Consider the following 1,429-nt stretch of genomic DNA (forward strand, 5'->3'; position numbering starts at 1 on the left):
TTTTCTATCGCCAGCCTGATAACGGTTGGCGATATTTTTATGCTGCCAATCTATAATGATTATGGTATGCCATTGGTGTCATTACATTTAACTTGCGTTGCAGACGTCGATTATTGTAGTAATCTATGTAATCAGTTATAGCATCCACTAGATTATCTCTATTAGTGAAACGATGACCATAATACATTTCTCGTTTCAAAATTCCCCAAAATCCTTCCATTGGTCCATTGTCAATGCAATGGGCTACTCTGGACATACTTTGCTTCATGTGATGATCTTTTAAACGCATATGGAATTGAGCACTTGTATATTGATAACCACGGTCGCTGTGGAACAGCGGATGAGCCTCCGGTTCCAAACGAACAGCTTCATCAAAAGTATCCATAACCAATGGATTATCGTTATGATTACTAATTTTAAAGGCTACAATTCTGCGGTCGTATAAATCCAGGATGGCACTCAGATATATCTTGTGAACTTCAATACCGATATAATACTTGAATTCAGAAACATCCGTAAGCCATTTTTCATTAGGCATATCAGCGTGGAATTCACGGTGTAAATAGTTTTTTGCGATGTGGTCCGGATTTCGAGCAGATCTGGTACAACTTTTTGGTCTCCATTTAATGGTGGATTGAATTCCTTTGTTTCTGCAAATACGAAGAACGCGTTTATCGTTCACAACAATTTTGTAATTTACATCCAGCTCATCACGAATACGGCGGTATCCCATATCTGGATGTTGTTTATGGATATTATATATTTCTTCCGAAATACGTTCATTCTTAATTTCACTATCACTCTTTGGATGATTGAGCCAACGATAATAAGCAGAGCGCGTGATTTTAAGATATTTACATAATTTTTTTGTTGGATAGCCTTTGGTTGAAGATAATTCCTTGATAGCTATATAGGCTGTAAGGTACTGTACTAAAGATAGTGATCCCTCCTCTCCAGTTCCCTGACTTTTTTTAACAGATCATTCTCCATTTGTAGATCTGTGTTCATTCGTTCCAACTCTGCAATCTTATCCCGTAGCTCTTCTTCTGGACTACGACTTGGCTGCGAACCAACACGGTGACCACGTCTGTCTTCAAGTCCAGCCGCTCCCATATCTTCATACTTTTTGACCCAGTTTCGAATCTGTTGATAAGAACAATTGTATTTGGTTGCCATTGCTCCATAGTTTTTATCATTCATTAAACAATCCTTGACTACCTGTAATCGTTCTTCAGGAGTTGTTGTTCTTGCTTTTGTCATGTATGTACCTCCAGTGGATTCTTTAAGTATTCCACCAGAATTATACACCTTTATCCAATCACAAAGTTGCTTGTTAGAACGAATATCGTACTTTTGACAAATGTCACCAAGTGATCCTTTTCCACTCAGATAGTCATTAACCGCATTCATCTTTAACGTTTTTGAATAA

2 protein-coding genes are annotated in these 1,429 nt (G+C 37.7%); both read right to left on the reverse strand.

The window, feature by feature from the left end; all coding sequences use genetic code 11:
- Positions 1-37 precede the first annotated feature (37 nt).
- The gene (locus LMF89_RS25320; RefSeq protein ID WP_369412727.1) at positions 38-910 is read right to left on the reverse strand and encodes an IS3 family transposase; all 873 of its coding nucleotides are present in this window, start codon (positions 908-910) and stop codon (positions 38-40) included.
- 20 nt (positions 911-930) lie between these two features.
- The coding region (locus LMF89_RS25325; protein WP_229537581.1) for a helix-turn-helix domain-containing protein at positions 931-1,429 on the reverse strand (499 nt) is incomplete at its 5' end.

This window comes from Pelosinus baikalensis, assembly GCF_020819555.1.
Classification (GTDB): Bacteria; Bacillota; Negativicutes; order DSM-13327; family DSM-13327; genus Pelosinus; species Pelosinus baikalensis.